This is a genomic window from Actinomadura sp. NPDC049382 (assembly GCF_040677125.1).
GTDB classification, from domain to species: domain Bacteria; phylum Actinomycetota; class Actinomycetes; order Streptosporangiales; family Streptosporangiaceae; genus Spirillospora; species Spirillospora geliboluensis.
On record NZ_JBFARO010000116.1, the window covers coordinates 1 to 24,662 of the forward strand.

The 24,662-nt window shown below is 76.8% G+C and carries 20 protein-coding genes and 1 rRNA gene; 11 read left to right on the forward strand and 10 right to left on the reverse strand.

The features are described 5' to 3' along the window. On the forward strand, positions 1–237 hold a 237-nt coding region (locus AB0K34_RS37630), incomplete at its 5' end, for a hypothetical protein (protein ID WP_364553553.1). A gap of 141 nt (positions 238–378) precedes the next feature. On the opposite strand, the gene AB0K34_RS37635 is transcribed toward AB0K34_RS37630, so the two are convergent. Beyond that, positions 379–1,035: a TetR/AcrR family transcriptional regulator gene (locus AB0K34_RS37635; protein WP_138637690.1), complete on the reverse strand. Its 657-nt coding sequence runs from the start codon at positions 1,033–1,035 to the stop codon at positions 379–381. A gap of 54 nt (positions 1,036–1,089) precedes the next feature. Between AB0K34_RS37635 and AB0K34_RS37640 the strand changes: the two genes are divergently transcribed. Together AB0K34_RS37640 and AB0K34_RS37645 are read left to right on the forward strand one after the other, a co-directional pair. Next, positions 1,090–2,532, forward strand: a complete 1,443-nt coding sequence (locus AB0K34_RS37640; protein ID WP_364553554.1) for an MFS transporter — start codon at positions 1,090–1,092, stop codon at positions 2,530–2,532. Further along, entirely contained in the window at positions 2,529–2,915 is a 387-nt protein-coding gene (locus AB0K34_RS37645) for a cupin domain-containing protein (protein WP_138637692.1), read from the forward strand. Before AB0K34_RS37640 ends, AB0K34_RS37645 begins: the two co-directional genes overlap by 4 nt. Positions 2,916–2,964: 49 nt before the next feature. On the opposite strand, the gene AB0K34_RS37650 is transcribed toward AB0K34_RS37645, so the two are convergent. Continuing rightward, a complete protein-coding gene (locus tag AB0K34_RS37650) occupies positions 2,965–4,110 on the reverse strand; it encodes a CaiB/BaiF CoA-transferase family protein (RefSeq protein ID WP_301176698.1) in 1,146 nt (381 codons plus the stop codon). A gap of 72 nt (positions 4,111–4,182) precedes the next feature. After that, positions 4,183–5,670: a hypothetical protein gene (locus AB0K34_RS37655; RefSeq protein WP_364553556.1), complete on the reverse strand. Its 1,488-nt coding sequence runs from the start codon at positions 5,668–5,670 to the stop codon at positions 4,183–4,185. A gap of 337 nt (positions 5,671–6,007) precedes the next feature. On the opposite strand from AB0K34_RS37655, the gene AB0K34_RS37660 reads away from it, so the two are divergent. Continuing rightward, positions 6,008–7,576, forward strand: a complete 1,569-nt coding sequence (locus tag AB0K34_RS37660) for a protein kinase (protein ID WP_364553557.1) — start codon at positions 6,008–6,010, stop codon at positions 7,574–7,576. Positions 7,577–7,632: 56 nt separating this feature from the next. Here the strand turns inward: AB0K34_RS37660 and AB0K34_RS37665 are convergent, their stop codons facing one another. From AB0K34_RS37665 to AB0K34_RS37675, 3 genes are all read right to left on the reverse strand, one after another. Beyond that, positions 7,633–9,711, reverse strand: coding sequence for a fibronectin type III domain-containing protein (locus tag AB0K34_RS37665; protein ID WP_301176695.1), 2,079 nt, complete (start codon positions 9,709–9,711; stop codon positions 7,633–7,635). Between the two features lie 81 nt (positions 9,712–9,792). Next, positions 9,793–10,731 carry a pyridoxal-phosphate dependent enzyme gene (locus tag AB0K34_RS37670; protein ID WP_364553558.1) on the reverse strand — a complete coding sequence of 313 codons (939 nt, stop codon included), beginning with the start codon at positions 10,729–10,731 and terminating at the stop codon, positions 9,793–9,795. Continuing rightward, positions 10,728–10,907, reverse strand: coding sequence for a hypothetical protein (locus tag AB0K34_RS37675; RefSeq protein ID WP_364553559.1), 180 nt, complete (start codon positions 10,905–10,907; stop codon positions 10,728–10,730). The genes AB0K34_RS37670 and AB0K34_RS37675 overlap by 4 nt, the downstream gene beginning before the upstream one ends. An 18-nt stretch (positions 10,908–10,925) precedes the next feature. Here AB0K34_RS37675 and AB0K34_RS37680 point away from each other — a divergent pair, with 18 nt between their 5' ends. Next, the gene (locus AB0K34_RS37680) at positions 10,926–11,564 is read left to right on the forward strand and encodes a hypothetical protein (RefSeq protein ID WP_301176692.1); all 639 of its coding nucleotides are present in this window, start codon (positions 10,926–10,928) and stop codon (positions 11,562–11,564) included. On the opposite strand, the gene AB0K34_RS37685 is transcribed toward AB0K34_RS37680, so the two are convergent. From AB0K34_RS37685 to AB0K34_RS37695, 3 genes are read right to left on the reverse strand one after another with little or no spacing between them, the layout of a single operon-like run. Next, positions 11,545–13,728, reverse strand: a complete 2,184-nt coding sequence (locus AB0K34_RS37685; protein ID WP_364553560.1) for a DUF3488 and transglutaminase-like domain-containing protein — start codon at positions 13,726–13,728, stop codon at positions 11,545–11,547. The two genes, AB0K34_RS37680 and AB0K34_RS37685, sit on opposite strands and share 20 nt — an antisense overlap. Continuing rightward, positions 13,725–14,855, reverse strand: coding sequence for a DUF58 domain-containing protein (locus AB0K34_RS37690; RefSeq protein WP_364553561.1), 1,131 nt, complete (start codon positions 14,853–14,855; stop codon positions 13,725–13,727). The genes AB0K34_RS37685 and AB0K34_RS37690 overlap by 4 nt, the downstream gene beginning before the upstream one ends. A 2-nt stretch (positions 14,856–14,857) precedes the next feature. Beyond that, complete coding sequence (locus tag AB0K34_RS37695; protein ID WP_301177986.1) at positions 14,858–15,841, reverse strand: MoxR family ATPase; 984 nt, start codon at positions 15,839–15,841, stop codon at positions 14,858–14,860. Between the two features lie 190 nt (positions 15,842–16,031). On the opposite strand from AB0K34_RS37695, the gene AB0K34_RS37700 reads away from it, so the two are divergent. Genes AB0K34_RS37700 through AB0K34_RS37725 form a run of 6 tightly spaced genes read left to right on the forward strand, consistent with a single transcriptional unit; the run spans position 16,032 to position 24,288 of the window. Continuing rightward, entirely contained in the window at positions 16,032–16,757 is a 726-nt protein-coding gene (locus AB0K34_RS37700; RefSeq protein WP_301177992.1) for a M50 family metallopeptidase, read from the forward strand. Between the two features lie 53 nt (positions 16,758–16,810). Continuing rightward, positions 16,811–18,109 (forward strand): SWIM zinc finger family protein, encoded by a 1,299-nt coding sequence (locus tag AB0K34_RS37705; RefSeq protein ID WP_301177987.1) that lies wholly within the window; start codon positions 16,811–16,813, stop codon positions 18,107–18,109. Further along, complete coding sequence (locus AB0K34_RS37710) at positions 18,106–19,695, forward strand: DUF5691 domain-containing protein (RefSeq protein ID WP_301177988.1); 1,590 nt, start codon at positions 18,106–18,108, stop codon at positions 19,693–19,695. The genes AB0K34_RS37705 and AB0K34_RS37710 overlap by 4 nt, the downstream gene beginning before the upstream one ends. An 11-nt stretch (positions 19,696–19,706) precedes the next feature. After that, complete coding sequence (locus tag AB0K34_RS37715) at positions 19,707–20,819, forward strand: AAA family ATPase (protein WP_301177993.1); 1,113 nt, start codon at positions 19,707–19,709, stop codon at positions 20,817–20,819. Further along, positions 20,816–23,089: a DUF5682 family protein gene (locus AB0K34_RS37720; RefSeq protein WP_301177989.1), complete on the forward strand. Its 2,274-nt coding sequence runs from the start codon at positions 20,816–20,818 to the stop codon at positions 23,087–23,089. The genes AB0K34_RS37715 and AB0K34_RS37720 overlap by 4 nt, the downstream gene beginning before the upstream one ends. 26 nt (positions 23,090–23,115) lie before the next feature. After that, the gene (locus AB0K34_RS37725) at positions 23,116–24,288 is read left to right on the forward strand and encodes a VWA domain-containing protein (RefSeq protein ID WP_301177990.1); all 1,173 of its coding nucleotides are present in this window, start codon (positions 23,116–23,118) and stop codon (positions 24,286–24,288) included. A gap of 261 nt (positions 24,289–24,549) precedes the next feature. Here AB0K34_RS37725 and AB0K34_RS37730 read toward each other — a convergent pair. After that, positions 24,550–24,662 (reverse strand): 23S ribosomal RNA (locus tag AB0K34_RS37730); the annotation flags it as partial.

Here is a 24,662-nt window from a genome sequence, read left to right on the forward strand (position 1 = left end):
GCCACCAACGAACCGCCGGACCCGAAGAGCAGCATGTGGTCCTTCGTCGCCTACTACCTGCGTTTCTGCCGCAACGCGACCATGCCGGTCGCGCCGCGGGCGGCGGCCCCCCCCGCGGCCGTGACCGCCCAGGAACGGAGTCGTCTGAAACGCATGGTGCTTCTCCCTCATGAGGGCACGGCGAAAAGGGGCCGCGGCCCGGCGCGTTTCACCGGGCCCGGCCGTTCGTCGCCGTGATGACCGGGGTGGAGTTCCCACAAGGTACGGCCGCCTCAAAGCCCGGTCTTGTGGCCCGTCCTCCGGTTATCGGGGAGAAATTGTCAGCCGGTTCACAAGCGGCCCGGCGGGCACCCCGGCCCACCTGCGGCCCGGGACCGGTCAGCCGCGCGCGAGCCCGTCGACGAGCGCGCGCAGGCCGTCGAGGTAGGTGTCCCGCTCGGTCAGCGGCCCCCAGTGCCCGGCGACCTCCGCCAGCCGCGGCAGCTCCGCCCCGTCCAGCTCGGCGAAGACGCGCTCGCGGTAGGTGGGCCGGTCGTCGCCGGCGCGGCGGCGGGCCGCCGCCGACCGGACGATGATCTCGCCGGCGGTGTAGTACCAGATCGCCCGGTACCCGTGGACGGCCCGTTCGGGGCTCAGCCCGAGCTCGCCCAGGCCCGCGAGGATCTGGTCCACGAACCACAGCGCCGACGTCGCCATCAGGTCGTCGGCGGTGAGCACCTCGACGATCCACGGGCAGGCCGCGAGCGCCTCGCGGATCGCCGCCGCCATGGCGACCACGCGCTCGCGCGGGTCGGCCGGTACGGCGGGGCGGCGCAGCGTCCGCGCGGCGTAGTCGTCCAGCAGCAGCAGGAGCAGCTCCTCCTTGTCGCGGACGTGGTGGTACAGCGCCATGGGGGTGCTGCCGACCTCCCCCGCGAGCCGGCGCATCGTCAGCTTCCCGACGCCCTCCTCGTCCACGATCCGGCGGGCGGCGTCGAGGATCTCCGCGCGGGAGATGCGGGGCGGCCGGCCCCGCTGGGCGGACTGTCGCGGCATGCCCCCATCATCGCGGGCTCGACACGGCGCGGCATCTCAAGCTATTTTTCTTACATGTACAAAAATACTCGGGGGCGACCCGGGGTGGTGCTCGCGGCCGCGTCCGTCGCACAGTTCGTCGTCGCCCTGGACATGGCGGTGGTCAACGTCGCACTGCCCGCGATCCGGGCCGGCCTCGGCTTCGCGCCGGTCGGCCTGGCCTGGGTCGTGCACGTCTACGCGCTCACCTTCGGCGGGTTCCTGCTGCTCGGCGGCCGGGCCGGCGACCTGTACGGGCGGCGCCGGCTGTTCACCGCCGGCCTCGTCGTCTTCGGACTGTGCTCCCTCGCCGGCGGCCTCGCCCAGGCGCCCTGGCAGCTCGTCGCCGCCCGCGCCGGGCAGGGCCTCGGCGCCGCGGCGGTCGCGCCGGCCGCCCTCGCGCTGCTCACCACGACCTTCGAGGGCCGCGCCCGCGTCCGCGCGCTCGGCGTCTGGAGCGCGGTGAACGCGGCGGGCGGCGCCCTCGGCGTCCTCGCCGGCGGGCTGCTGACCGAATACGCGGGCTGGCGCTGGGTGATGCTGGTCAACCTGCCCATCGTCGCGGCGGCCCTGGCGCTCGTCCCGGCGGGCGTGCCCGCGGCGGCGGGCACCGCCGCGCGGGACCGGCTGGACGTCCTCGGCGCGGTGCTCGCGACCGGCGGCATCGGGCTGCTGGTGTTCGGCGTCGTCCGCACCGACACGCTCGGCTGGACGTCCCCGGCGACGCTCGGCACCCTCGCGGCGGCGGCCGTGCTCCTCGCGGCGTTCGCCTTCGCCGAGTCCCGGTCCGCGTCGCCGCTCGTCCGCCTCGGCCTGCTGCGCGGCCGCTGGGTGGCGGGCGCGAACGTCATCGTGTTCCTCGCCGCCGCCGGCCAGTTCTCCGCCTTCTACTTCGTGTCGCTCTACCTGCAGGAGGTGCTCGGGATGGGGGCGGCCGCGACGGGCGCCGCGTTCCTGCCCTTCTCCATCGGGCTGGTCGCCGGCACCGTGGCCGCCACCCGCATCACCTCGGCCCGCTCCCCGCGCGCGGCGCTGATCCCCGGCGGGCTGCTCGGCGCGGCGGGCCTCGGCTGGTTCGCGCTCATCAGCCCGGGCGGCGGGTTCCTCACCGACGTCCTCGGCCCGTCCCTGCTCTGCAGCGTCGGCACCGGCCTCGTGCTCGCCCCCGTCACCGTCGCGGCCACCACCGGCGTCGCGCCCCGCGAGGCGGGGATGGCCTCGGGCCTGGTCAACAGCTCCCGCCAGCTCGGCGGCTGCGTCGGGTTGGCGGCCCTCGCCACCGTCGCCGCCCACCGCACCGGCGGCGCCGCGACCGCGTCCGCGCTGAACGACGGCTACGCCCTGAGCCTCACCGTCGCCGCCGCCCTGTTCCTCGTCGCGGCCGCCGTCGCGGCGGCGCTCCCCCGCCGCGCTCCGGCCTCGGCGCGGCCGCCCGCACCCGAACCCACGCAAGACCGACTGGAAGGAACACGCTCATGAATCCGATCGACCTGTTCGAGTCCGCCCTCGCGTTCCACCCCGGCGGCGCCGTCCGCGCCGGCGAGCCCCGCATGACGACCGACGACGGCGGCTGGCAGCTCGCGGCCTTCCGCGTGCGCACCGACGCGGACGTGCACGCCGACCACTGGGAGGTGCATCCGGCCGCGGAGGAGGCGGTGTGCTGCCTGTCCGGCGGCCTGCGGATCTACTTGCGCCCCGAGGAGCCGGGCGGCGAGGAGGAGATGGCGCGGCTGACCCCCGGCACCGCGGTCATCGTGCCGCGCGGGCGCTGGCACCGCCTCGAACTGGACGGACCGAGCGAGGTCATGTCCATCGGTCTGCGCCGCGGCACCCGCCAGGAGCGGCGCGCCGACGCGCCCTGACGGGAGCCGGTGGCCGCGCCCGCCGGGGCGCGGCCACCGGGCCCGGAGGTCAGGACTGGACGACGGCGCCCTCCTTCAGGAGGGTGTCGGCGTCGTCGAAGCCGAGGTCGTCCAGCACGGCGCGGGTCTGGCCGCCGGGCAGGGCCGGGACGCCGTCGGTCGCGCCGGGAGTGCGGGAGAAGCGGGGCGCGGGGGCGGGCTGGCGGTGCCCGGCCATCTCGGGGAAGACGTCGCGGGCCGTGTTGTAGGGGTGCTCGGCGGCCTCGTTCATGGACAGGACGGGGGCCACGCACGCGTCGCTGGGGACGAAGACCTCCGTCCACTCGTCCCGGGTCCGGGTGCGGAAGACGGCGGCGAAGCGGTCGCGCAGGGCGGGCCAGCCGTCCCGGTCGTGCTGGTGCGGCAGGTCCTCGCCGTCGAGGCCGAGCAGGCGGAGGAACTCGGCGTAGAACTGCGGCTCGATGGCGCCGACGGCCATGTGCCGCCCGTCGGAGGTCTCGTAGACGTCGTACCAGGGGGCGCCGGTGTCGAGCATGTTGACGCCGCGCCGGTCCTCCCAGAGGCCGCCCGCGAGGAAGCCGTGGATGAACGTGGACAGGTGCGCGGTGCCGTCCACGATGGCGGCGTCCACGACCTGGCCCTTGCCGCTCGCCCGCGACTCCAGCAGCGCGGACAGGACGCCGACGATCAGGTACATGCTGCCGCCGGCGAAGTCGCCGAGCAGGTTCATCGGGACCTGCGGCGGCCCGCCGGCGCGGCCGATGGCGTGCAGGGCGCCGGTCACCGCGATGTAGCCGACGTCATGGCCGGCGGTGTGGGACAGCGGCCCCTCCTGCCCCCAGCCGGTCATGCGGCCGTAGACGAGCTTGGGGTTGCGGGCGAGGCAGTCGTCCGGGCCGATGCCGAGGCGCTCGGTGACGCCGGGGCGGAACCCTTCGAGCAGCACGTCGGACTTCTCGACCAGCCGCAGCACGACCTCCCGGCCGCGCTCGCTCTTCAGGTCGATGGCGATGGACCGCTTGCCGCGGTTGCTGAAGTCGGTGCCGCCGGTCGCCTCGCCCGGGCGGACGGCGGAGGCCCGGTCCACCCGGATCACGTCGGCGCCGAGGTCGGCCAGCAGCATCGCCGCGAACGGCCCGGGCCCGATCCCGGCCAGCTCGATCACCCGTACCCCGGACAGCGGCCCCTTGCCCATCTGCGACTCCCTGAATCGTGTTCGGTATCCCCCCAGTGTGCACCATCGAGGTAAGCGGCCGCTGACGCGGGCTCAGCGGGCGGTCAGGGCGACCGGTGTGCGCGGCGTGCCGGTGGCGACGAGCAGGCCCTTGCGCGTCGTCGAGCGGCCGACGCCGCCCGCGTGCGGGACGAGGCCGCGCCCCGCCGCCGCCACGTAGTACCAGCGGTCGGACGGCGCCCGCCACCAGGTCCCGCTGACCGGTCGGGCGGGGTCGCAGGCGCCGGTGGGGCGGTCGTCCGCGCCGAGCAGCACCGCCTGCGCGGTGGCGCCGCCCGCCGCGTAGTCCAGCCGGGCGCAGATCCAGTCGGCGGACGGGCCGCCGTGCGGCAGCCGGCCGGACCAGAAGTCGTGCGCCGTCGCCGCCGCCACCGGCCGCGCCGGGCGGGGCGTCGCGCAGGCCACCCGGTCCCAGGTGGCGCGGGCGCCCTTCCCGAGGCGGGCCGGGCGGTCGGCGCCGCCCGGCCGCCAGGACGGCGTGTGGTAGCCGAGGTCGGCGGCGCGCGGGCCGCCGAGGTCGCCGACCGTGCGGGAGCCGAGGTGGAACAGCGGGCCCCGCCCGCAGTCGGAGCGCGCGCGGACCGGCGCGGTCACGCCGCCGGACACGGGCAGCGCGTCCCCGCCGAGGGTCTCGGGCCGCGGCTCCCACGGGGCGAGCAGGTAGCGGCCGCCGCCGAGGGCGATCGGGGCGGACGGGCCGGTGCCCGCGGCGGTGACCTCCAGCCCGCCGGGACCGTAGCGGGCCAGCCGGTCGCCGCGCCGCATGACGGCGACGGGCGCGCCGTCGAGGCGGCCCGCGTAGAGGAGCTGGGCGGTGCCGCCCGCGGCGCGGCGGTCGCCGGGGGCGCTCGCCCACGCGGCGGCGGCGCGCAGGGTGAAGGCCCGGTCGCCGGCGAGGTCGCCGCGGGCGGGCCAGGCGTCGAGGGTGCGGGCGCCGCGCGTCCAGGCGTCGGGGGCGGCCGCGACGAGCCGGGGCGCCCGGGCGGACGTCGCCCCGGAGTCGTCGCGCTCGGTGGCGACCAGCGCGCCGACGAGCCCGGCGGTGAGGATCGCGGCGGTCGCGAGCGGCAGCACCGACCGGGTGCGGACGGGCCGCAGCGCCTCCGCGTCGAACCGGTCGGCGCCGCGCGGCGCGGGCACCCGGACGGCCTCGGCGGCGCGGATCGCCGACCAGGGGTCGCGCACCCCGAGCTCGATCAGCTGGTCGCGGATCTCGTACCGGGGCAGCCCCTCGACGTACCGGAGCACGTAGGCGGCGCGGACGTGCGGCGCGAGCCGGGACAGCGCCGCGGTCAGCGCCGGGTCGGGCAGCCGCGCGGGCAGCGCGCGCAGCCAGGGGCCGAGGCCGATCTGGAGGCGGCGGGAGGGGTGCAGCGCGCGGCGCAGCACGCGGGTGCGGCGCCGGGCGAGCCCGGCGGGGGACCGGTCCCGCGCGCCGCGCGCGGTGCCGTCCACGATCCGGCGGGCGATCGCCAGCCGGTACACGCGCTTGCCCTTGCCCGGCAGAACGAAATACGCCATCCGGACAAGGTCCGGGTACGCCGATTTGGCCGGCGGCGTTTCCGTCCGGGCATTCGTCATGACATCTTCCGTCACGGCGGGCCACTCCCTCTGGGCCGTTCCTTCGTCGCGGAAATCCGAGGTTAGAGCGCTGCGGGCGGCGGACGGCACGGAATTGGGACAACGATTAACCGGCCGAAAAGAAATGTCATCTCATTTCCGTATGTGGCGCGCGCCGGGGCGGAAGGCACTACGCTGTTGCCCTCCCCGGGTACCGTCCCGCGCCGTACGGCGCCGGACCCGCGCGCCCCCGCCGCGTCCGGGACGAGACGAGCGACGGAGAGGGATTCCCGGATCCATGACGGAGGACGTCCCGGGCTACCGGGTGCTGGAGCAGGTCGGCGAGGGCGGCTTCAGCGTCGTGTACCGCGCGCACCAGGAGCGCCTCGACCGGACGGTCGCGCTGAAGGTGCTGTCGGTCGGCGCGGTGGACGCCGCGGCGATGCGGCGCTTCCAGCGCGAATGCAAGATCACCGGGCGGCTGTCCGGGCATCCGAACATCGTGACCGTGCTGGACACCGGCACCACCCGCGCCGGCCGGCCGTACATCGCGATGGAGTACTTCGAGCACGGCGCGCTCACCGACCGGCTCGCCGCGGAGGGGCCGCTGCCGGTCGCGGACGTGCTGCGGATCGGGGTGAAGATGGCGGGCGCGCTCGCCGCCACCCACGAGACCGACGTCCTGCACCGGGACGTCAAGCCGCAGAACGTGCTGCTGTCGCGGTACGGGGAGCCGGCGCTCGCCGACTTCGGCATCGCCCGCCTGGTCGACTCCTTCGACGCCACGCACACCCAGGCGTTCACCCCGAACCACGCCGCGCCCGAGGTGCTGGAGGGCCGGCAGCCCGGCGTCGGCGCCGACGTCTACTCGCTCGGCTCGACCCTCTACCAGCTGCTCGCGGGGCGGCCGGCGTTCAAGGGCCCGCCAGGTGAGGGCATCGCGCCGCTGATGCTGCGGATCCTGCACGAGCCGCCCCCGCCGATCCCCCGGGCGGACGTCCCGCCGCAGGTCGCGGAGGTCATCGGGCACGCGATGGCGAAGACGCCCGAGCAGCGCTTCGCGACCGCCGTGGAGTTCGCGCGGGCGCTCCAGCGCGTGCAGGCCGAGCTGGGCCTGCCGGTCACGGACGTGGCCATCGGCGGCGCCGGCGCGCAGCCCTCCCCCGGTCCGGGGCTGCCCGGGCCGCCGCTCGTGCCCGAGTGGGCCCCCACGGCGAGCGACCCGCACGCGCGCGGCCTCGGCAAGACGGGCCCGACCACCCCGCACCACACCGGCCCGACGGCGGCGCACACCGGCCCGACCACCCCGCACCCGGGCCCGGCGGGCCCGCCCCCGCCGCTGCCCGAGCGGCCGCACGACGGGCCGCGCCGCGGGCTGATGGTCGCGGCCGGCGTCGCGCTCGTCGGCGGGCTCGCGCTCGGCGTCGGCGCGCTCGCGCTGGCGAACCGCGGCGGAGACTCGGGAGAGGGGAAGCAGGGCGGGCAGCAGGGCGCCGCCCCGCAGCCGTCCCAGACCACCCCGCAGGCGCAGCACGGGCCCGTGACCGCCGAGGATCTCGCGGCGCTGCGCCCGCGCAAGCTCACCGTCCGGCAGACCGGGCGGACGGCCGTGCTGCGCTGGGCGCTGCCGGCCGACGCGCGGGGGCTGCCGCTGCTCGTCCAGCGGCAGCCCGCCGGGTCGAACGCGGTGACGACGGCCCCGGCCGGGTCGCGGTCGGCGACCGTGCCGGGGCTGCGGCCGAAGGCGGCCGTCTGCTTCAAGGTGGGCGCGGTGGTGCGCCTCACGCAGGGCCGGGCACCGGACGTCGCCTGGTCGGCCCCCGCCTGCCTGCGCCCGGCGAAGGGCGGGGCGACGCCGCGCGGCTAGTCACACCGCCGCGCGGCTGACGACCCCGCCGCGCGGCCGGTGGCACCGCTGCGCTGCTAGCCGCACTTCCAGACGGCGGGGCCGGCGAAGCTCTTCCAATCGCCAGGCGTGTTGACCAGGTAGCCGAGGACGTAGCCGGTCTTGCCGCTCCAGGTGATCTTGGCGTACATGTCACCGGCGAGGCTGGCGGCGTTGGGGTGCGTGTAGTACGCGCCCTTCACCTGGCAGTGGACGATGACCATCTCGCCGTTGTTGTCGTGCATGGTGGCGACGAGCGCGCCGTTCTTCCCGTCGGGCGTCGCCCGGATGTAGGCGTCGGAGTTGCCGTTGCGCTCCACCGGGTACTTGGCGGCCGGGCCGGTCAGCCCGACGCGGAGCGTCGCGGGGGCGCCGGTGCCGGCGTCGTTGGCGGCGGTGACGGTGAAGGTGTAGTTCCCGTTCGTCCACACGTCGCCGAGCACGGCGGACGTGCCCGCCGCCGTGACCGAGCCCTTCACCGGGCCGTCGTAGGCGAGCCGGTAGGTGAGGTTCTCCGCGCCGGGCGGGGGCGTCCACGACACCTTCGTCCCGGACGTCGACGCCCGCGCGGTGAGGCCGGTCGGCGCGCCCGGCGTCACGCACGGCCGGACGGGGTCGCTCGCCGCCGACACCAGCTCGCGGGTCCGGCCGCGGGCGTCGCGGTAGCGGACGGCGACGCGGAACCGGTACTCGCGCCCGCAGTCGCCGCCGGTCACGGTGAACGTGAAGGGCCCCGCGCCCTGCCGGATCGAGGACGGGCTCGCGGCCAGCCCGGACGGGACGTCCTTCAGCACGTAGCCGATGACGCCCTCGCCCTGCGACGGCTGGAACCCGACCTGCATCGTGCCCGCGCCGGGCGTCACGGAGACGTTAGACGGCGCGCTCGGCGGCTCGCCGGGCCCCGGCGGCTCCGGGCTCCGGGACGGGGTCCGCGGCCGGGAGGGCGGCGGCGGCGCGTCCCCGTCGCCGGGCAGCGGGATGGCGCGGCGCTTCTGGCCGCCCGGCACTTGGTCCTTGTACTTGTCGACGCCCTTGCGGGCGCCCTGCCCGTCGACCACGACGGCGCGCGGGCCGGACGGGTCGTTCGCCCACAGCATCCCGTCGCGGACGAACACGTCGAGCTTGGCGGGCCGCCCGGTGACCCGGACGGGCGCCTCGAAGCGGTGCTCGGCCGCGTCGTAGACCAGCAGCGCTCCGGCGGTCTCGTCCGGGATGTAGACCTTCGCGCCGAGCATCTGCGGCGGCCGGTACCGGTGCTTCGGCATCGCGAGCCGCGTGCTGGAGTACCGCCCGGTGCCGGTGTCGACGGTGACGAGCGACCCGGCGCCCGGCACCAGCATCGGGACGACGGCGCCGTCGGTGGCGGCGGGGGCGAGGACGCCGCCGCGCCCCGCCCGCCGGACGGTCGCGGGCAGCTTCACCGTGAGGTTCGCCCCGGACGGCTTGACGACGGTGGCGGTGCCGGCGGTCGAGTCGGTGACGACCGGGTCGCCGCCCGCCATGGTGAGCGCGAGGTCGCTGCCCGCCGCGCCGACGCGGACGGGCGGGCGGAGCCGGCCGCCGGTGAACGCCGCGACCTGCCCGTCCTTCGCGACCGGCACCCAGAGCGCGCCGCGCGCGTCGATGCCCGCCTGCCCGAGGACGGGCGGCAGCGTCGCGGCCTGCCCCACCGGGGTCAGCGCGACCGGGTCGATCTCCTGGACGACGCCCTTGACCGAGTCGACCGTGTACGCCTTCCCGGCGCCGGCGAGGACCTGGATGCCCTTGCCGAGCGGGCGGCTCGTGCCGATGTCGAGCTGGGAGGGGTCCAGCCGGCTGACGACGCCGGTGTCCTCGTCGATGATCAGGACGGTGCCGCCGTCCTGCACGATCCTGATGTTGTGGCCGCGCATCTGCGGGACGACGCCCGCCTTGCCGTCGACCTTGCCGGCCGGGCCGTTGACGTGAACGACCACGCCCTTGGTGCGGGCGGTCAGCCAGGCGCCGACGTCGGCGAGCCGGTACTTGGCACTGGCGACGCCCACCCCGTAGACGGCCGCCGCGATGACGAGCACCCCGACCAGCCCCACCGCGATCTGCCCCGTCAGCCGATCGACCCCGAACACACGCACACGCACACGCACACCCGTTCACCTGCCCCGTTTCGGACGGAACCGTAGTGGGCCCGGAGCGTGTCCGCCCGGGTTTTCCCGGATGCCTCAGTTTTCGCGGATCGCTTCGATGTAGGTGGGGACGGTGATGTTGCGCCCGGAGACGACGACCACCAGGCGGCCCTCGACCCGCACCTCACCGGCGAGAACGGCGGCGACGCCCGCCGCGCCGGCGCCCTCGGCGACGAGGCCGTGCTCGCGGAAGAGCCAGCGCAGCGCCGTCCGGATCTGGTCATCGGTGACCGCGGTCAGCGCGGCGGTGTCCCCGATGACCGCGGGGGTGACGCAGCCGGGTTCGAGGTTGCCGGGCAGCCCGTCGGCGAACGTCTCACCGACGGGCACCTCGACGGTCCGCCCGGCCGCCACCGACGCGGACACGCCGCGCGAGACCGCCGACTCGACGCCGACGACCCGGACGTCCTCGCGCTCGCGGGCCCACAGGCACAGGCCGGCGAGGAGCCCGCCGCCGCCGACCGGCGCGACGACGGTGAGCGGCCCGTCCGCCTGCGCGTCGAGTTCGCGGCCGATCGTGCCCTGCCCGGCGATCACGTCGGGGTCGTTGTAGGGCGAGACGAACCGTCCCGGCAGGGTGACCGCGTGCGCCTCGGCCTCGTCGTAGGTCAGGCCGTGCTCGACGAGCCGCACCGGGAACGCGGCGATCTTCTCGACCTTGACCCGGGACGCCCGCGTCGACACGACCACGGTCACGTCGGCGCCGGCCCGCGCGGCGGCGTGGCCCATGCCGAGGCCGTGGTTGCCCGCGCTGGCCGTCACGGCGGGCACGCCGTCCGGCAGCGCCGCGACGGCGGCGAGGGCGCCGCGCACCTTGAACGAGCCGGTCGGCTGGCACGTCTCCAGCTTCAGCAGCGCGCCGGGCGCCAGGCCGGGCGCCGGGACGAGCGGCGTCGGGTCGAGCACGGCGGACACGGCGCGCCAGGCGCGGTCCAGGTCGTCGGGGCCGGGTGCGCGGACGGCGCGCGGCGTCACGGCCGCTCCCCGGTCTCCTCGGCGATCCGGTCGTGCAGCCGGCTCCGGATCTCCTCGGGCGTGTAGGCGCGGCGGCGCCGCTCCGAGCGCACGATCACCGCGCCGGTCGCGGCGACGCCGACGAACCCGGCGACGCCGAGCGCCTTCCACAGGGCCCGGCTCTTCCACAGTCGCATGCGGCTACGGTAGCGACCATGCCGGGCACCAGCATCTCCCTGGACGAGGCCGTCGACCTGACCCGCACCGGTGACGTGTGGCTGTTCCGCGGCCGGACGGTCGCCGACCGCGCGATCCAGATGACCACGAACAGCCCCGTGAACCATGTCGGGATGGCGCTGGTCCTGGACGACCTGCCGCCGCTGATGTGGCACGCCGAGCTGGGCCGCTCGCTGCGCGACATGTGGACGGGCGGGCACCACCGCGGCGCGCAGCTGCACGACCTGCGCGAGGCCGTCCTGGCGTGGGGGAACCGGTACGGGCAGCGGGCGTGGCTGCGGCAGCTGGAGCCGCCGCCGACCCGCGCGATGGAGGACGCGGCGCTGCGCGCGGTGGCGCGGCTGGACGGCACCCCGTTCCCCTCGACGTCGAAGCTCGCGACGCGCTGGCTGCGGGGGCGCGTGCCCATCCGGCGGCCGGCGGAGCGGGAGATGGATCTGGAGACGGCGTTCTGTGCGGAGATCGTCGCGGTGACCTACCAGGCGATGGGGCTGCTGCCGAAGGGCCGCCGCCCGAACTGGTTCGACCCGGGCCGGTTCTGGAGCGGGGACGACCTGGAGCTGGAGGCGGGCGCGGTGCTGGGCGGGGAGATCGGGGTCAGCGTGCCGCCGGCGTGACCGCCCGGCGGTCCCGCAGCGAGCCGGGGCGCAGCCGGCGGCGGAACCGGCGGAGGCGCCCGGCCTTGGCGGTCACCAGGCGGCCCAGCGCGTCGGTGTGGTGCCACGCCCGGTCGGCCGCGCGCGCGTCGGGGCCGGACGGGGCGAACCGGCTGTGGTTGACCAGGTCGGCGAGGGGCCGCAGGTGCCCGCCCGCCTCCTCCCCCACGGCGGACGCGCCGAAGCGCGCGACCTCGTGCGCGGTCAGCGTCCGCACCGTGGACAGCCCGGCGTCGGCGAGGTGGTCGAGCGCCTGGTGCCAGGCCCCGGTGATGCGCGCGGCGGGCGGTCCCGTGCGGCGGCGGCGCTTGCGCAGGGCAGGGGCGATCAGGACGGCGCACAGGTAGCCGATGACGGCGGCGCCCACCGCGATCAAGGCGAACACCCACCATGGCGTGGGCGCCTCTTCGGCGGCGGCCGGGCCCGCCTGTTGCTTCTGCGTCGTCTTGGTCAGGCCAGGGTCGTTCTGCTGGGCGGCCGCGTTCTTCTGGGCCTGCTCCAGCTTCTGCTCGGTCTCCCCCGCCGCGACGCCCTCGCTCTTCTTGGACGGGCGTCCGCTGTCGGGGAGCGGGTTGAAGCGGACCCAGCCGAGCCGGTCGAACTTGACCTCCGGCCAGACCATGACGTCGCCGGAGCGGACCAGGACCGTGCCGCCCTCGCGTTTCCCGCCCTCGAACCCCACGACGACGCGGGACGGGAGCCCGATCGTCCGGGCGAGCAGGGCGTAGGCGGTGGCGAAGTGCTCGGGCGTACCGCGCCTGCCCTCGGCGAGGAAGTAGTCGATCTGCCGGTAGGAGTGGCCCGGCGGCGCGGTCACGTCGTACCTGGCGAAGACCTTGAGGTACTCGGCGAGCTGCGCGGCCTTCTGCAGCGGCGTCGCCGCGCCGCGGGTCGCGGCCTGCGCGAACCGGCGGAACTCGGCGATCTGCACGGGCGGCTTCTTCGCGCCCGGCCCCCACGGCAGCTCCCGCGCGGCGTCCGCCTCCGCGTCGGCCGCGACGCCCGCGCGGGCCAGGTCGGCGGCCGTCCACTCGGGGACGGCGGCCTCGACGCGGTAGGTCTGGCCGGGGCGCAGCGGCCGGTCGGCGGCGAGGGCGCCGCTGGCGGGGTCGGCGACGACGGGCAGCCCGTCCACCCGCCGGGGCCGGTCGGGCGCGGGCACCCACACGCCGGGCAGGTCCTGGATCGTGATGCGCTGCGCGACCTCGTGCTTCTCGCCGGGCTCCGGCCCGGCCGGGACGCGGCTCCCGGTCGGGACGAACCGGGCCGCGGACGACCAGGTGACGCCGTCGAACCGGTCCAGCACGGCGAGCCGCTCGGTCTCCGTCCGGTCCGACTGGACGGTGAACATGGCCTGGCCGGGGGCCAGCAGCCAGCCGCCGACGCGGTCGAGGGGGCTGACGCCGTCGCGCAGCCGGGGCGGCGGCGCCTGCACCTGCTCGCGCGGGTCGTAAGGGGTGGCGCTGACCGGGACGAGCGGCCCGGCGGCGAAGGCCAGCGCGCCGAGCGCGGCGGCGACCGGCGCCCCCGCGGCGAGCGGCCGCCAGGCGGCGCCCGCGCCGGGGCCGTCCGCGCGGACGAGGACGAGCACGGCGACGAGCACGGCGGTCGCGGCGGCGAGCGGCAGGTTCGAGCCGGCGCCGCCCGCGCCGAGCGGCAGCGCCACCGCCCACGCGCCGAGCGCCGGGAGCGCCGGGACGGCGCGGGTCGAGGTCCGCAGCGCCAGCTCGGCGGACCCGAACGCCGCGAGCCACACCGCCACGCTGACCAGGACGAGCAGTTCCGGCTCGGCGGGCGCGGGCAGCAGCGTGGTCAGGATCGCCTTCCACGAGCTGAGCACGCCCTCGCGGAGGGTCTGCGGCAGCGTCCCGTCGCTCAGGGCGGGGCGCAGGACGGTCAGCGACACCGTCGCGCCCCAGGCGGGCACGCTGAGCACGAGCGAGATCCACAGCGGCCACGGGCCCTTCTTGCGCGGGCCCGACAGCAGCCCGCACAGCACGGTCGGGACGGTGGCCGCGACGGCGGCGACCGGGACGACCGGCCCGAGCCCGAACACGCGCTGGAACGCCAGGCCCGCGACGGCCGCCAGGCACGCCGTCACCGCGAGCGACAGGTACCGGGTCACCGGCCGCTCCCCAGCCGCCGCCACGACTCCGCCAGCCCGTCCAGGCCGGTCACGTCGACCGGGTGGACGCCGGGCGGCGCGGGCGCGGGCCCGGCCGGGCGGACGCGCAGCACCACGACCCGGTCGAACCGGGACCGCACCGACGCGATCCGGCCCAGCTCGGCGCCGCCGGTCGTGACGACGACGAGGGAGCCGCCCGCGCGCACCCCGCGCACCGCGTCGGCCGCGGGCCGCCCGTCCTCGTCCGTCCGGACGGTGGTGAGGGCGTCGAGCAGGACCTCCAGGTCGCCGGGACCGCCGCGGGTGGCGGCGAGCGGGCCGCCGCCGGTCAGGATCCGGACGGGGAACCCCGCGGAGGCCGCCCCGGCGGCGACGGACGCCGCCGCGTCCACCGCGAGCTCGAAGTCGTCGGGCTCCGGCCACGCCGCCGACCGGGTCTCCAGCACGACCGTCGTGGTCGGCAGGCTCGCGTCCACCAGCCGGCGCACCATCAGGGTCCCGGTGCGGGCCGAGGACTTCCAGTGGATGTGGCGCATCTCGTCGCCGGCCATGTACTCGCGCAGCGCATGGAACGTCGCCGTGCCCGCCGGGGACCGGTCGCTCGTCGGCCCCTCCAGGTGGTGGGCGCGGCCGGACGGCAGCACCGGCAGCGGCACCGTCCGGGGCCGGACGAGCAGGACCCGGGGCTCCCCGTACTCCCGCACCCGGCGGGCCAGCCGCAGCGGGTCGGCCCGGACCAGCCGCAGCGGCCCGACCGTGATCTCGCCGCGCCGCGCGGTCGGCAGCCGGTAGGTCACCGTGCGGCCGCCGCCCGCGCGCAGCCGCGGGATCGCGACCGCGACCTCGGCGGATCCGGCGGCGTCCTGCGCGCTGAGCCCGCGGACCCCGCGGCCCCGGTTGGTCACGTGCAGGACGCCGACGGCGGGCTCGCCGCGCGCCACCTTCGCCGGGGCGATCTCGCGGCGGACGTCCAGCCGCGGCCTCGGCAGCGTCCACAGCAGCGCGCCCGCGACCGCCGCGAGCCCGGCGGCGGCGAGCGCGGCGGGCTCGGGGTAGCCGAGCCACCAGCCGGCCGCGTACAGGGGCACCGCGGCCGCCGCCGTGCCCCGCCCGAGCGGCGTCAGCACCGCTAGACCCCGGCGGCCTGCGGCGTGGGCACCTTCTGCAGCACCTCGCCGACCACGTCGGCGCCGGTCCGCCCGCGCAGCTCCGCGTCCGGCGTCACGAGCAGCCGGTGCGCGATGACCGGCACGGCGAGCGCCTTCACGTCCTCGGGGACGAGGTAGGACCGGCCGGCCGCCGCCGCCCGCACCCGCGCGGCGCGCAGCAGCGCCAGCCCGGCCCGGGGGCTCGCGCCGAGCCGCAGGTCGGGATGGTCGCGGGTGGCGGCGACGACCCGCACCAGGTAGTCGTGCAGCGGCGCCGCGACGTGCAGCCGCTGCGCGAACTCGATGGCGCGGGCGAGGTCCTCGCCGCCCAGCACGGGCGGCAGCCGGTCGAGCGCGGCGGCGGCGGGCGCGCCCGCGAGCAGCGCCACCTCGGCGCGGTGGTCGGGGTAGCCCATCGAGATCCGCATCAGGAACCGGTCGAGCTGCGCCTCCGGCAGCGGGTACGTGCCGTCCATGTCCACCGGGTTCTGGGTGGCGATGACCATGAACGGGCGCGGCACCGGGTGCGGGACGCCGTCCACCGTGACCCGGCGCTCCTCCATGACCTCCAGCAGCGCCGACTGCGTCTTCGGCGAGCCCCGGTTGATCTCGTCGGCGACCGCGAGGTTGGCGAAGATCGGGCCGGGGTGGAACTCGAACGCGCCGGTCCCCTGGTGGAACACCGAGACGCCGGTGATGTCGCCGGGCAGCAGGTCGGGGGTGAACTGGATCCGCGTCCACTTCGCCTCGACGGACGCCGCCATCGCCCGCGCGAGGGTGGTCTTGCCGACGCCCGGGACGTCCTCGACGAGCAGGTGCCCCTCGGCGAGCAGGCAGATCAGCGCCAGCTCGATCCGGTCCCGCTTGCCGTGCACGACCCGCTCGACGTTGCCCGCGAGCGCGCCGAACAGCCGGGCGAACCGCCCGGCCACCGCGTCCGCGTCCATCCCCGTGTTCTCGGTCATCCGCCCCTGGACCCCCGTCCCTGCCGACGGGACGGCACCCTAACGGCAATACAGGCCGGAGACGGGGCGATCCCCAACATCAACCCCGATCCGTCACGAACCGAACGCGGACATCGTCCGGAGCGTCCTAAGGTTGGGCATCGCGACGAGGAACTCCGAGGTGGACGTGGAAGACGTGAGCATCGGCGACATGTGGGACCGGTTGACGGGGTCGCAACCGGACCCGCCGCTCTGGCTGGTCGGCCTCGTCGGCCTCGTGGCGCTCGGCGCCGTGCTCCACGGCCCCACCTGGCGGATCGCCCGCAACACCGTCACGATCGCGCACGAGGGCGGGCACGCGCTGGTCGCGCTGCTCACCGGCCGCAAGCTGGACGGCATCAAGCTGCACTCCGACACCTCGGGCGTGACGGTGTCGCGCGGCAAGCCGCACGGCCCCGGCATGATCTTCACGGCGCTGGCCGGGTACGTCACCCCGCCGCTGCTCGGGCTGTTCTTCGCGCTGCTGCTCGCCTGGGGCCGGATCACGCTGATGCTGTGGTTCTCGCTCGCGCTGCTGGCGGCGATGCTGGTGATGATCCGCAACGCCTACGGCGCGCTCTCGGTGGTCGCGACCGGGGCGATCATCCTCGGGGTGTCGTGGCTGGGCAGCGCCGAGGTCCAGGCCGGGTTCGCCTACCTGGCCGCGTGGTTCCTGCTGCTCGCCGCGACCCGGCCGGTGATCGAGCTGCAGCGGATGCGCGCCCGGCACATGGCGCCGAGCTCCGACGCCGACCAGCTCGCCCACCTGACCGGCGTGCCCGGCCTCGCCTGGGTGAGCCTGTTCGGCGCGACCGCGCTGCTCGCCCTCCTCGCCGGCGGCGCCCTGCTCGTGCCGGACGTCTCCGTCCCCGATCTGCCGAGGCCGCCCGGCTTCTGACCGGCCGCCGGCGGGCGGGCGCATTGTCGTAGGGCGCCGATAGTTTCGGTGGTGTGAGGGAACGATGGGCTCGGGAGCAGGTGCTCGGCCTGGCGCCGGACGCGTCGTCCGCGAAGGCCGCCGGCGGTGTCGCCAAGCCCGCCAAGTGGGCCGGCACGGGGTGTGACGGCGAGGCCGTCTGGGGCGAGTGCCAGGGCAGCGGCAAGTCCGCCTACCGGACGTGCGCCGACCTGACCGAGCCCGCGTTCCGCTGCACGTGCCCGAGCCGCAAGTTCCCCTGCAAGCACGCCCTCGGGCTGCTGCTCCTGTGGGCCGACGGGGCGGTCGACGAGGGCCCCCGCCCCGGCTACGTCGCCGAATGGTTGGAGGACCGGCGCGAGCGGGCCGACAAGGCGGCGCAGAAGCGCGCCTCGGCGGCGGCCAAGACCAAGGACCCGAAGACCGCCGAGCGGCGGGAGCGCCGCGTCGACGACGGGCTCGCCGAACTCGACCAGTGGCTCCGCGACCAGGTCGCGCACGGGCTCGCGCAGGCCGAGAAGGCGCCCTACCGGCTCTGGGACGACGCGGCGCGGCGGCTCGTCGACGCGCAGGCGGGCGCGCTCGCCGGGCAGGTCCGGGGCCTCGCCGCGCTCCCCCGCCGCCCCGGGTGGCCGGGCCGGCTGCTGGAGGAGTACGCGCTGCTGCGCCTCCTGATCCAGGCCCATCGGCGGCGGGAGGAGCTGCCCGCCGGGCTGCGCGACACCGTCCGCTCCCGGGTCGGGTTCACCGTCCCGCAGGAGGAGGTCCTGTCGGGCGGGGAGCGCGTCCGCGACCTGTGGTCGGTGACCGGGTCGCACGACACCGCGCAGGAGATGCTGACCACCCGCCGGGTGTGGCTGCGCGGGCGGCGGACGGGCCGCCCCGCGCTGGTGCTGTCGTTCGCGGCGCCGGGCACGTCCCTGGACGCCTCGCTCGTGGTGGGCACGGAGATCGACGCGGAGCTGGCCTTCTATCCGGGGTCGCAGCCGCTGCGGGCCCTGGTCGCCGACCGGTACGGGCCCGCCGAGCCGGGTACACCCGGCGGGACGTCGGTGCGGGAGTTCCTCGGCGAGCACGCCGCCGCCCTCGCGCTGGACCCCTGGCTCGACCGCTGGCCCGCGACGCTGGCCGAGGTCCGGCTGGCCCGCGCCGAGGGCGGCGGCCTGTCGGTGGTCGACGCGGCCGGGGACGCGCTGCCGCTCCGGATGGGCGACCCGTGGCGGCTGCTCGCGCTGTCGGGCGGCGGGCCGGTCACGCTGTCCGGCGAGTGGAGCCCGCGCGGGCTGCGCCCGCTGGCGGCCTGGCACGACGACGAGGGGACGGTGGTCCTGTGAGCGCGTGGAACGAGCACGTCACTGCCGCGCTGCTCGGCACCGAGCGGCGCGACCCGCCGGCCCTGCCGGAGGCCCCGGCCGAGACCGGCGACCGGGCCGGCCGGCTGCTCGACCAGGCCGCGCTGCTGGCCGTCCGGCGGCGCGCCGGCTGGACGCCGTCCGGTCCGGGCGCGGAGGGCGCGGCGCCGGAGCCGGTCGCGCTGGCCCCGGTCGAGGACGCCCCGGTGGTGCCGCCCGCCGCGGCGGCGCGGCTGCGGCGGATCCTCGCCGGGGAGCAGTTGCGGGTGCTGCCCGAATGGCTGGACGCGGCGGCGGCGCACGGCTTCCGCGTCCCGGTGCAGGCACTGCCCGACCTGCTGGAGCGCGGCCGCAGCGACCGGATGCTGCGGCCGTCCATCGCGCGGGCGTGCGGGCGGCGCGGCGTGTGGCTGGCGCTGCAGAACACCGACTGGGCGTACCTGGTCGGCTCCGGCGACGATCCCGCCGGCGGCGCCGAGGTGTGGGAGACCGGGACGCGCAACCGCCGCGTGGCCTACCTGACCAGGCTGCGCGGCAGCGAGCCGGAGCGCGCGCGGGAGCTGCTGAGCGAGACGTGGAGCAAGGAGCCCGCGCCCGACCGCGCGGCGTTCCTCGCCACGTTCGAGCACGGGCTGTCGCTGGACGACGAGGAGTTCCTCGAATCCGCCCTCGAAGACCGGGGCAAGGACGTCCGGCAGCTCGCGTCCGACCTGCTCGCCCGCCTGCCCGGGTCCGCCTACGGGGCCCGCATGGCGGCGCGGGCCCGGGGCTGCCTGACGCCGGAGACCCGCACGGTCCGGGGCCGGCGGCAGACCTGGATCACGGTCGAGCCGCCGCACGCCCACGGCGACGACATGGCCCGCGACGGCATCCCCTTCCACCCCAGCGGGTCGTTCGCGCCGCGCACCGGGGGCGGGCCGGTGGGCACGCGGGCCGCGTGGCTGCGCGAGATCCTCGCGCGCACGCCCCTGTCCACCTGGACGGAGCTGTTCGGGCTGCCGCCCATGGAGATCGTGTGCCTGCCCATCGACGCGGCCGCCGGGGCGTCCGGGGCGTCCGGGGGGTCGTCCGCCCAGCGTGATCACGCCGACTCCGACGGGCGCGACGTCCACATCGGGTGGGCCAAGGCCGCCCTCGGCCAGCACGACGCCGGGTGGGCGCGGGCGCTGCTGAAGGGCGGCGTCATGGTCGACGAGCCGGAGGCGCTCGCCGACCTGCTGTCCGTCCTGCCCGCGGGCGAGCGCGACGCCGCGGCGGCCGACCTGATCCGCTGGGTGGAGGGGCGGCCGGAGCTGCTGCGCGTCCTCGAACGGGTCCCCGGCCCGTGGGCGGGGCCGCTCGCGGCGGCGGTGGTCGCGACGCTGACCGCGTCCGCCGAGCGGCCCACCCGCCGCGACGAGCACCTGATCACCCAGCTGTGCCGACTCGCCGACCAGCGGCTCGACCCGGCCGCCGCGCCCCGCCTCGCCCCGCTGACCGCGCCGGACGCCGCCGCCCCGCGCGCCGTCACCGACCTGATCGCCACCCTGGGCTTCCGCGACGAGATGCTGAAGGAGCTGACCCCTTGACCGATGATTCGATGCCGGGTGGTCCGGAGGGTCCCCCCTCCGGCGCGACCGCCGTCCTGCGCCCGCACGCCGAGCAGGAGTACGCGGGCGAGCTGGCGCGGCTGGCCGAGCACGACGACCGGCCCCGGCCGCCCGGCTGGCGGCTGTCGCCGTGGGCCGTCACCACGTACCTGCTCGGCGGCGAACTGCCCGACGGGACGGCGGTCAGCCCGAAGTACGTGGGGCCGCGCCGGCTCATGGAGGTCGCGGTCGCGACGCTCGCGACCGACCGGGCGCTGCTGCTGCTCGGCGTCCCCGGCACGGCGAAGACATGGGTGTCGGAGCACCTCGCCGCCGCCGTCAGCGGCGACTCGACGCTGCTCGTGCAGGGCACGGCGGGCACGGCCGAGGAGGCCATCCGCTACGGGTGGAACTACGCGCGGCTGCTCGCCGAGGGCCCGTCGGAGAAGGCGCTGGTGGAGAGCCCGCTCATGCGGGCGATGCGGCGCGGCGCGGTCGCCCGCATCGAGGAGCTGACCCGGATGCCGTCCGACGTCCAGGACACCCTGATCACCGTCCTGTCGGAGAAGACGCTGCCGGTCCCGGAGCTGAACACCGAGGTGCAGGCCCGCAAGGGCTTCACGGTGATCGCCACCGCCAACGACCGCGACCGGGGCGTGAACGAGCTGTCCAGCGCGCTGCGCCGCCGGTTCAACACCGTCGTGCTGCCGCTGCCGGAGACCGTCGAGGACGAGGTCGGCATCGTCGCCCGCCGCGTCGACCAGATCGGCGCCGGGCTGGAGCTGCCGGAGTCCCCGGCGGGGCTGGAGGAGATCCGCCGCGTCGTCACCGTGTTCCGCGAGCTGCGCTCCGGCGCCACCGCCGACGGGCGCACCAAGCTGAAGTCGCCGAGCGGCACCCTCAGCACCGCCGAGGCCATCTCGGTCGTCACCAGCGGCCTCGCGCTCGCCGCGCACTTCGGCGACGGGGTGCTGCGCGCCGCCGACGTCGCGGGCGGCATCGTCGGCGCCGTCGTGCAGGACCCGGTGTCCGACCGGGTCGTGTGGCAGGAGTACCTGGAGGCCGTCGTCCGCGACCGCCCCGAGTGGCGGGACTTCTACCGGGCCTGCCGGGAGGTCTCTTGAGCCACGTCGAGGTCTACGGGATCCGCCACCACGGGCCCGGCTCGGCGCGGGCGCTGCGCGGCGCCCTGGAGGAGTACAAGCCGGACGCGGTGCTGATCGAGGGGCCGCCCGAGGCCGACCCGATCGTGGACCTGGCCGGCGACGCGGGGATGGTGCCGCCGGTCGCGCTGCTCGCCTACTCCCCCGCCCCGGCCCCCGGCGCGGGGGACGGCGACCGCAAGGCCGCGTTCTGGCCGTTCGCGGAGTTCAGCCCGGAATGGCAGGCGATCCGGTACGGGCTGGCGGCGGGCGTGCCCGTCCGGTTCTGCGACCTGCCGGCGGCGAACCAGCTCGTCCCGGCCCCGGAGGAAGACGAGGACGAGGGCGCGGACGAGCCGGCCGAACCCGCCGCCGAGGGGATCCGGCTCGACCCGCTCGGCTGGCTGGCGAAGGCCGCCGGCTACGACGACGCCGAGCGCTGGTGGGACGACGTGGTCGAGCACCGCGGCGGCGGCCCGTCCCCGTTCCCCGCGATCGCCGAGGCCATGGCGGAGCTGCGCGCGCAGCTCGCCGAGCGGCCCGCGGACGCCGGGCCCGCCGCGCACCGGCGGCGCGAGGAGCAGCGCGAGGCCCACATGCGGCGGACGCTGCGCCGCACCCTCAAGGAGGGGCACGAGCGGGTCGCCGTGGTCTGCGGCGCGTGGCACGTGCCCGCCCTGCGGGCCAAGGTCCCGGCCGCCCACGACGACCGGACCCTGCGCGGGCTCCCGAAGGCCAAGGTCGCGATGACCTGGGTGCCGTGGACGCACGGGCGGCTCGCCGGGCACTCCGGCTACGGCGCGGGCGTCCGCTCCCCCGGCTGGTACCACCACCTGTTCGCCGCCCCCGACCGCCCGATCGAGCGCTGGCTGACCGCCGCCGCCCGCGTCCTGCGCGAGGAGGACCTGCACGTCTCGTCCGCGCACGTGATCGAGGCGGTCCGGCTCGCCGAGGCGCTCGCCGCGCTGCGCGGGCGCCCCCTCGCCGGGCTGGACGAGGTGACCGAGGCGACCCGGGCCGTGCTGTGCGAGGGCGCCGACCTGCCCGTGGAGCTGATCCAGCGGCGGATGGTCGTCGGGGAGCGGCTCGGCGCCGTCCCGGAGCGGACCCCGATGGTGCCGCTCCAGCGCGACCTGCAGGCCCAGCAGCGGCGGCTCCGGCTCAAGCCGTCGGCCCTCGGCAGGGAGCACGACCTCGACCTGCGCAAGCCCACCGACCTGGAGCGCAGCCGCCTGCTGCACCGCCTCCGCCTGCTGGGCGTCGACTGGGGCGTGCCCGCCGACACGGGCCGCTCGAAGGGGACGTTCCGCGAGACGTGGACGCTCGCCTGGCGCCCCGAGTTCGACGTCGAGCTGATCGAGGCCGGCGCGTGGGGCACCACCGTGCGCGGCGCGACCACCGCCCGCGCCGAGGCGCTCGCCGAGCACGCCGCCGCGCTCGCCGACCTGACGTCGGTGGCCGAGCGCTGCCTGCTCGCCGACCTCGGCGACGCGCTCCCGACCGTGATGCGCGCCCTCGCCGACCGGGCCGCCGTCGACACCGACGTCGCGCACCTGATGGCGGCGCTGCCCGCGCTCGTCCGGGCGCTGCGCTACGGCGACGTCCGCGGCACCTCCACCGGCCCGCTCCGCACGGTCGTCGACGGCCTGATCGTCCGGGTCTGCGTCGGTCTCCCGCCCGCGATCACCGGGCTGGACGACGACGCCGCCCGCGAGTTCCTCGCCCACGTCGACGCCGTGCACGGCGCGCTGGCCCTGCTCGCCGACGAGGGCCACCTCGAACGCTGGCGCCGCACGCTGGAGGGCCTGCTCGCCCGCCCGGACGCGCTGCACGGCCTCATCGAGGGCCGCCTCACCCGCCTCCTGCTCGACGCGGGCCGGCTGCCCGACGTCCCCGACCGGATGGCACGGGCCGTGTCCGCCGGCGCCGCCCCCGACCGCGCCGCCGCGTGGGTCGAGGGATTCCTGTCCGGCGGCGCCCTGCTCCTGCTGCACGACGACGAGTTGCTCCGCCTGGTGGACGCCTGGATCGCGGGCCTGCCCGCCGGCTCCTTCACCGACGTCCTGCCGCTGCTGCGCCGCACCTTCGGCGCCTACCCGGCCGCCGAGCGGCGTGCCATCGGCGAGCGCCTCCGCCGCCGCGCCGAGCCCCGCGCGGAGATGCCGGCCCCGCCCGGCGACGACATCGACGAGGCCCGCGCCGCCCCGGCGGCGGCAACCGCCCTGCAGATCCTCGGCTGGCGGACCCCATGACCGACGCGACGACAGGAGGGCCCGGCATGGACGGCGCCGAAGACCGGATGCGGCGGTGGCGGCTCGTGCTCGGCGGCGAGCGCGCCGACGGGACCGGGGTGTCGCTGACCGGCGACGACGTCCGGATGGACGGGGCGCTGGAGAAGCTCTACGGCGGCGGTGGCGACGAGGGCCGGTCGCGGCCCGGCCGGCGCAGCGCCGGCCTCGGCGACTCGGCGCCCACGGTGGCGCGGTGGCTCGGCGACATCCGCGAGTACTTCCCGTCCAGCGTCGTCCAGGTCATGCAGAAGGACGCGATCGAGCGGCTCGACCTCACCCGGCTGCTGCTGGAGCCGGAGATGCTCGACGCCGTCGAACCCGACGTGCACCTGGTCGGGACGCTGCTGTCGCTGAACCGCGTCATGCCGGACCGGGCGCGGGAGTCGGCGCGGGCCGTCGTGCGCACGGTCGTCCGCGATCTGGAGCGTCGGCTCGCGCAGCGGACGCGGTCGGCGGTCGGCGGGGCGCTCGACCGGTCGGCGCGGGTGCTGCGGCCGCGCCGGCTCGCCGACGTCGACTGGGAGCGGACGATCCGCGCGAACCTGCGGCACTACCTGCCCGAGCACGGCACGCTCGTCCCGGAGCGGCTGATCGGGTACGGGCGGCGGCGGCAGGCCGTGAAGCGGGACGTGGTCCTCGCCGTCGACCAGAGCGGGTCGATGGCGGCGTCGGTGGTGTACGCGAGCGTGTTCGCCGCGGTGCTGGCGTCGATGCGGTCGCTGCGCACCTCGCTCGTCGTGTTCGACACGGCCGTGGCCGACCTGACCGACCAGCTGCACGACCCGGTCGAGGTGCTGTTCGGCACGCAGCTCGGCGGCGGCACCGACATCAACCGGGCGATCGCCTACTGCCAGGGCCTCGTCGCCCGGCCCGCCGACACGATCATGGTGTTGATCAGCGACCTGTACGAGGGCGGCGTCCGGGACGAGATGCTGCGCCGGATCGGGGCGCTGACGGCGGCGGGCGTGCAGGTGGTGGTGCTGCTCGCCCTGTCGGACGAGGGCGCGCCCGCCTACGACCGCGACAACGCTGCGGCGCTGGCGGCGCTGGGCGTCCCGGCGTTCGCGTGCACCCCGGACGCGTTCCCGGAGCTGATGGCGGCCGCGATCGAGCGCCGCGACCTCGGGGAGTGGGCGGAGCGGCACGCGTCAGCGGGGTGAGCGCGACAGCCCCCGCGCCAGCAGCACCACGACGACGGCGGTCAGCACCGCGTGCCCGGCGAGCGCCGATGCCTGGACCTGCACGAGCGCGCCCCACGCCCCCCACATCGCGACGCGGACGACGCGCGCGGCCATCACCGTCCACGCGGCGGGCCGGGACCCGCGCCATGCCAGGATCACCGCGACCAGCGTGACCACGGCGACGACCGCGAACGACGACGCCACCACGGGCAGCAGCCCGCCCCGGTGGCCCTCGCTGAGCGACGGCCGGGCGATGAGGATCGCCAGCGCGGCGATTAATGGGCGAACAGCCCAACCCTTGGGACCTACTCCAGCCCCAGGATGCGACGAGCCGACATCGAGGTGCCAAACCA